A 5,415-nucleotide genomic window follows, 5' to 3' on the forward strand; every position below is an offset into this window, starting at 1 on the left:
GACAGGCAACAGCAGTCTGTGAGTGTTCTCTAGATTCGGAGTTTATCCTGAGCGATAGCGAAGGACCTGCTCAGAATGACAATTGTTGGCGTTTAGAATGACAATTGCTGGCGTTTAGAATGACGGAAAAGAACGTTCAGAAAAAGAACGTTTAGAATGACACAAGGCGATGGGCGGGGATTATGGGGCGTTGTTTAAGGAATATGGCATCATGAAAGTTAAAGATATCGGTGAGTTTGCGCTTATAGAGCGAATTGCAGAGATCGTGGAGCATGCGGATGAGCGTGTTATTCTGACAATCGGGGATGATACGGCGGTTGTAAAGCCGACCGGGCTTGATTACACGCTGCTTACGACGGACCTGCTGGTTGAAAACGTTCATTTTACTTTAACCTCGATATCCCCTTGGCAGTTGGGGTATAAGTCGATCGCGGTAAATTTGAGCGATGTGGCCGCGATGGGCGGGCTGCCTGACTACGGCGTGATTTCGCTTGCGGTGAATCCCGAAACCGACGTTGTCGTAATTGAAGATCTTTACAGGGGAATGGCGGACATTTCGCGAAGATATGGATTAAGGATTGTCGGCGGCGATGTAACGAAATCCGATACTTTGATAATAAATGTGGCGCTTGTCGGGGAGGTCGAAGAAGAGAACCTTTGCAGGCGAAGCGATGCAAAAGTTAACGACCTTATCATGGTGACCGGTGAACTGGGGGCATCTGGTGCGGGATTGCGCCTGGTCTTAAACCCCGAGCTGGAATCAAGGGTGAAAGATGCGGGGCGGTTGAAGAAAGCGCACTTTTTGCCCGAGCCGCGCATTAAAGAAGGCAGGATTCTGGCGCAATCGGGTGTAAACGCAATGGAGGATATAAGCGACGGCCTGGCGAGTGAAGTCAAGCACATTTGCGAGGCGAGCCTTGTCGGGGCACGACTCTATATGAACAAGGTGCCGATCGCGAAGGGCGTAGAAAAAGTGGCCGAGCTTACCGGCGAGCGGGCGATAGATATCGCGATAACCGCCGGCGAGGATTACGAGCTTGTTTTTACGGCCCCCAGGGAACAGCGGGAAGAGATCGGGCGCCGCCTTGCCGATGCCGGAGCCAAGGCTACCGTGGTGGGTGAGGTCGTGGATGTCTCCGGCGGGATAACCATCGTTGACTGGACGGGCACCGTGCGCACGCTTGACGTTGGCGGATACACGCATTTTTAAGCTAAGGGGCGCCTAAGCGCTCGGGTTGTGAGGGATATGGGCATTAAAAAGGTTCTTGCGATAGGCGGTTCGGACCCGAGCGGTGGTGCGGGCATACAGGCCGACATAAAAACGTTTGTCGAGCTTGGCATCTACCCGTATACCGCATTATCCGCCGTAACCGTTCAGAACAGCCGGGGCGTGTCCTCGTACGAAATCCTGACGGCGAAGCTCCTGCACGATCAAATCGCATCTCTGCTTGCCGAGACGGATATCCACGCGGTCAAAACCGGCATGCTTGGAAGCTCTGAAAACATGATAGAAGTCGGTAATCTGATCGCCCAAAAAGCGATAGGCTTTACCGTAATCGATCCTGTATTACGGGCCAACAACGGGAAGTCGTTGGTATCGGAGGCATCGCTGGCGGTCCTCAAGAAACGCCTGCTCCCCCATAGCTTCATGGTCACCCCGAACTTAAGCGAGGCGAGCTGCCTTACCGGTGTGACGATAGTGAGCGAGCACGACTTCCTTAAAGCCGCAAAGATACTCAAGGATACCGGTGTCGCCTGGGTTCTTATAAAGGGCGGTCACCTAGAAGGTACTATGGCCGTCGATTTACTTTACGATGGTGAGCACGAATACTATTTCGAGGCGAAAAGGGTGAGACGTGAGAACGTGCGCGGAACAGGATGCATGATGGCCTCGGCGATCTGCGCATACCTGGTGCACGGGTTGGAGCCCGACGAAGCCGTCGATAAAGCCAAGGCGTATGTCTACAACAAGATAAACAAAGCGGTTTTGCTGGGAAAGGGCAGCCTGCAGGCGCTTCATTTTGCCAATAGTACTAGTAATAGTACTAGTAATAACACTAATAGAGGCACGGACGAGCAGAAAACGGCTGAAGGGTATGCGACCACGGAGGCCCATAAATTTATAGAAGGTGATGCGTGTGAAAATAGGGTTGATCAGTGATACCCACGGCTATGTCGACGGTTGGCGGAAAGCGGTTGAACTATTTGGCGATGTAGAATTTGCAATCCATACCGGGGATATCTTAAGCAGCGGGCCTTTTAACCCCAGGCTCGAATCCTATAATCCGCTCGAGCTGGCCAAAGCTATAAACTTCGCGCTGTTTCCGACAATTTTTGCTAAAGGAAACTGTGACGCCGAAGTAGATACGTTCGCCATAGCGTTTCCAATCCAGAATCCCTACGCTTTCATCTATGCCGAGGGCTTAAGGATAATGGCGACCCACGGCCATCTTTATAATGAGGATAAACTGGTTGAAATGGGACGCAGGTACGTTCTCGATGTTATCGTCAGCGGCCACACCCATGTTAGGGGTATTAAGGTAAAAGAGGGGATTGTGTTCGTTAACCCTGGAAGCGCAGCGCTCCCCAAAGGTGAGGATGAAATCACGTCTGTCGGCATCATCGAAAACAGAACGGTACGCCTGTTATCCCTGGATGATGGGGCAGAGCTTGACCGGATTGAGTTCTAGAAAAGCGCTTTAAATGAGACCTTGACGCAAAACAAAAAGCCCGCGCTTTTAGAGAAAGACCGGGCTTCAAATTCCTTGTGGGACTAAACGACACGGGTTACTTTATTAGCCTTAAGGCACTTTGCGCAAACATAAACGTTCTTCGGCGAGCCGTCGATGATCGCGCGAACTTTCTGCACGTTGGCGTTAAACCTTCTGCGCGTTAGCCTGTGTGAGTGGCTTACAAGGTTCCCTGCCATGGGGCCTTTTCCGCATACAACGCATTTTCTAGCCATCTCGATCTCCTCTGTAAAATAAAATCAACACCGCAAAATGTTACCATTTATCCGGTTATCTGGCAAGTAAAAAAGTTGACAGTAAAAAAGTTGACAGTGTAAAAGTTGACAGTAAAAAAGTTGATAAGTGAATAGGGTGTGGGTAAAGAGAGTGGGTAAGAGCGAGTAGCGAGCAATTGTCATTCTGAGCGAAGCGAAGAATCCCGGGTGCACCCACAGCGACTGCAACTTACCAGCGTCTAGGCGTAGCTTAACTATTGTAAGAAGAAGGTTTTTCCCCGGACCCACACTCCCAACCCTCATCCCACTCACCCATCAACCAATTCACCTTTGTTATTGTTTAATCAATTTTTCTCAAGGGTAATCTTATCGTGTCCGCTTTGTTTTCCCGAGAGGAGGTGACCAGTTTGACGAAACAAGAGATTATCGAACGGCTTAATTATTTGCGCGCAACGGAACTTTTTGCCATTCAGCAATATATGAACCACCACTACAGGGTAAAAGGCATGGATTTCTCTGATATTAGGGACATCGAAAGAAGCATAGCACTCGTTGAGATGAAGCATGCCGAGATGCTTGCCGAGAGGATTAATATGCTCGGCGGCAACCCGATAACAAACCCTGCACAGGTATCCCAGCTAAAAACAAGCCAGGTTAACACCTCTGAAGACAGTCGGGGAATGCTAATGGCAGACCTCGAGCTTGAGAGAGGCGCCATTCGCGATTACACCAAGGCGATTCAGGATATCGGCGATGGCGACCCCGGAATCAGGAAGATGCTTGAGGATATCCTTATCCAGGAGGAAGAGCACGCCGATACGTTCGGCACATGGCTCGGCGAAAAACAGGCTTATGCGATAGGCGAGCTCAAAGGGGCCGCCTAATCGCGATATACACATAATCAACCGCTAAAAAGCGTTGCATCTCGCAACGCTTTTTACTTTTGGTGCGCCCGGCATGGGCGCACGTACTCGAGGAACATCGATTATGCTATAATTTCTGTCAATAAGTGTATAATTCTTAACCGGTTATTGCATCTCCCTAATAACTTGGGTAAAAGCGTTAAACTAACAACAGATACAAGTATACCAGTAATAGTGACGGTTATAGTAAGGTAGTTGAAATGCTCGTACAAAGCAATGTCCTATCATTATTGAGCGCCTCGGTTTCAGCCCTTAAAAAATATGAAGACGAGGTAAATCGCTTAAACGTCTACCCGGTTCCCGACGGGGATACCGGAACAAACATGCTCCATACCATGCAAAGCGTGATAAGCGAAGTTTCTAAGGCCGCCGATCCGTCTATAAAAGGCGTCTCAAAGGCCGTTACCTACGGGTCTCTTATGGGGGCGCGGGGCAACTCCGGGGTTATCTTATCCCAAATTATTAAAGGCATCTGCGAGGAAGCTAAGAGAAGCGACAGGTTCTCTTCGGATACGATGATACGGGCGATTCGACGGGGCTCCGATGTCGCCTACGGGGCCGTCACTAAGCCGGTTGAGGGCACGATGCTTACGGTTATCAACGATATGGCGAAAGCCGCCGAAAGCCTCTCGGGGAACGGGATACGGCCCATCGACCTTCTCGAGCGCGTTATCGAGGAAGGGCGCAGGTCGGTTGAGCGCACCCCCGTTCTGCTGCCGATCCTTAAAGAGGCAGGCGTCGTGGATGCCGGCGGATACGGGCTGGTCGTGCTCGCCCAGGGGATTTTGTCGGCGCTAAAAGGCGAGATTGTAGAAAGCGGGATGAGCGAAGAAGCGAACCGTATCACGGTCGTTGAAGAAAACGCCGTAGAAGAGAGTATCGAGTACGGCTATTGCACCGAACTGCTGCTTAAAAGCAACGGTATCGACATGAAAGCGCTCGAGACGCAGCTTGACCCGCTCGGCGACTCGATGCTCATTGTCGGGACGCCCGAATTGACGAGAATACACATTCATACAAACGACCCCGGACGTGTCCTGTCAATCGCAACCGGCCTCGGCAGCGCAAACGATGTACAGATAAACAACATCGTCGAACAGTCCAAGCAGCGCAATCAGGCGATCAAGAACGAGTCAAGCCACAAAGAGGTCACCGGGGTTGGCGTTATTGCGGTTGCAAACGGTGAAGGTATTAAAAAGATCCTCTTGAACCTGGGCGTGGGCCGCGTCGTCAGCGGCGGGCAAAGCATGAACCCCAGCACCGCCGATATCGTTGCCGCCGTGAACGCGATGCCCAATAAAGAAATCATCATCCTTCCCAACAACAAAAATATCATCCTGACGGCCCGGCAGGCGGTCGGCTTAACCGATAAAGAGGTATCCGTCATACCGACCGGATCGATTCCCGAGGCGTTTTCGGCATTGCTTTCATTCGATAGCGAGGCCTCTCTTGAAGACAATATCGAAGGGATGGAAGAGGCGTTCGAAAACGTTAAAACGGGCGAGGTCACCTATGCCGTACGGGACG

General features: G+C 51.0%; 6 protein-coding genes. 5 read left to right on the forward strand and 1 reads right to left on the reverse strand.

The features are described 5' to 3' along the window. Positions 1-169: 169 nt before the first annotated feature. From thiL to yfcE, 3 genes are read left to right on the forward strand one after another with little or no spacing between them, the layout of a single operon-like run. Positions 170-1,210 carry a thiamine-phosphate kinase gene (gene thiL / locus COY37_RS07050; RefSeq protein WP_286678535.1) on the forward strand — a complete coding sequence of 347 codons (1,041 nt, stop codon included), beginning with the start codon at positions 170-172 and terminating at the stop codon, positions 1,208-1,210. 36 nt (positions 1,211-1,246) lie between these two features. Then, entirely contained in the window at positions 1,247-2,161 is a 915-nt protein-coding gene (thiD, locus tag COY37_RS07055; protein ID WP_286678536.1) for a bifunctional hydroxymethylpyrimidine kinase/phosphomethylpyrimidine kinase, read from the forward strand. Further along, entirely contained in the window at positions 2,139-2,690 is a 552-nt protein-coding gene (yfcE, locus tag COY37_RS07060) for a phosphodiesterase (protein WP_286678537.1), read from the forward strand. The genes thiD and yfcE overlap by 23 nt, the downstream gene beginning before the upstream one ends. 83 nt (positions 2,691-2,773) lie before the next feature. Here yfcE and rpmB read toward each other — a convergent pair whose 3' ends face one another. Next, entirely contained in the window at positions 2,774-2,965 is a 192-nt protein-coding gene (rpmB, locus tag COY37_RS07065) for a 50S ribosomal protein L28 (protein WP_286678538.1), read from the reverse strand. A 407-nt stretch (positions 2,966-3,372) separates the two neighbouring features. Here rpmB and COY37_RS07070 point away from each other — a divergent pair, with 407 nt between their 5' ends. Both COY37_RS07070 and COY37_RS07075 read left to right on the forward strand, forming a co-directional pair. After that, complete coding sequence (locus COY37_RS07070; protein ID WP_286678539.1) at positions 3,373-3,849, forward strand: ferritin-like domain-containing protein; 477 nt, start codon at positions 3,373-3,375, stop codon at positions 3,847-3,849. 239 nt (positions 3,850-4,088) lie between these two features. After that, a partial coding sequence (locus COY37_RS07075) for a DAK2 domain-containing protein (RefSeq protein WP_286976988.1) occupies positions 4,089-5,415 on the forward strand: 1,327 nt, incomplete at its 3' end.

Origin of the sequence: Candidatus Aquicultor secundus (assembly GCF_002791875.1) — a bacterium.
Taxonomy (GTDB): Bacteria; Actinomycetota; Aquicultoria; order Aquicultorales; family Aquicultoraceae; genus Aquicultor_A; species Aquicultor_A secundus.